General features: G+C 29.8%; 2 protein-coding genes. Both read left to right on the top strand.

The genetic code is table 11. The features are described 5' to 3' along the window. Positions 1–39: 39 nt before the first annotated feature. Entirely contained in the window at positions 40–729 is a 690-nt protein-coding gene (locus C6368_RS16975; RefSeq protein WP_107040407.1) for a helix-turn-helix transcriptional regulator, read from the top strand. A 77-nt stretch (positions 730–806) separates the two neighbouring features. Further along, positions 807–1199 (top strand): RidA family protein, encoded by a 393-nt coding sequence (locus C6368_RS16970; protein ID WP_107040406.1) that lies wholly within the window; start codon positions 807–809, stop codon positions 1197–1199. Positions 1200–1212 lie beyond the last annotated feature (13 nt).

Raw genomic sequence — 1212 nt, 5'->3', positions numbered from 1 at the left:
TTGTAAGCCATTAAAAAAAACTCACACCTACATTGAAAGATGGATTATCCTGAAACAAATAGACTATCCCGATTAACTGCAATTTTGATTCAATTTCAGACAAAAAAAATTATAACAGCATTAGAATTATCCGAAAAATTTCAAGTTAGTAAAAGAACAATTTACAGAGATATAAAATCTTTAGAACAAGCTGGAGTGCCTATATTAACGGAGGAAGGAAAAGGATATTATTTAATGGAGGGTTATAAAATTCCACCTGTGATGTTTAGAGAGAATCAAGCAAACGCACTGATTCTTGCAGAACAATTGGTTTTAAAAAATAAGGATTCTTCGTTTATAAAAGATTATTTAGAAGCTATCGAAAAAATAAAAGCAGTTTTGAAAGAAAGTGATAAAACAAAAGCCAATTTACTTTCCGAAAGAACTCGCTTTAAAAAAAATATAAATAATAAAAGAAATAGTAACAATTTATCTCAATTACAATTTGCTCTTACAAACTATTTCCTTGTTAATATTGAATACACAAACGAATCTAAAAATAAATCTGAAAGGATAATTGAACCTTTTGCTTTGTTAAGTACAGAAAATTGGTTATTGGTTGCCTGGTGCAGATTAAGAAATGAATTTCGATATTTTAGGCTTGACCGAATTGATAAAATGACATTGCTTTCTGAGAAATTTGAACCTCATAAAATGACATTACAAGAATATTTTGATAAATATTATTAATTTATTTTTCACCCTTGACATAAGGCTGTCACAGCCCCATTCTATTTTTGTATCTCATTTAAAAAACAAATAATAAAATGGAAAAAAGAATTATAAACCCATGGGAATGGGGTAAAAACACAAACTCAGCACAAGCTGTGGAAGTAAAACAAGTAGAAGGAACTCTTTATTGTTCTGGTCAAGTAGCTATAGATGCTAATGGCGTGCCTAGTAGCGAAGATATGCGCTCGCAACTTATTCAAACAATTGCTAATTTAGAACAATTAATAAATGAATCTAACTATGATTGTAAAAACATTGTTAGACTTAACATTTATACTACATCAACTCAAGACTTCTTCTCAACTTGTATGGATGTATACGTTCCTTTTTTGCAAAAGTATGCTATCGAACAGTCAACAACTTTACTTGAAGTAAAAGGACTTTTTGCTACATTAACGGTTGAGTTAGAAGCTACCGTTGTGAAATAAAAACGGCTTACAA

Source organism: Brumimicrobium mesophilum (assembly GCF_003025005.1).
In the GTDB taxonomy this organism is placed as follows: domain Bacteria; phylum Bacteroidota; class Bacteroidia; order Flavobacteriales_D; family Crocinitomicaceae; genus Brumimicrobium; species Brumimicrobium mesophilum.
This window is presented reverse-complemented; position numbering and strand designations above follow the sequence as displayed.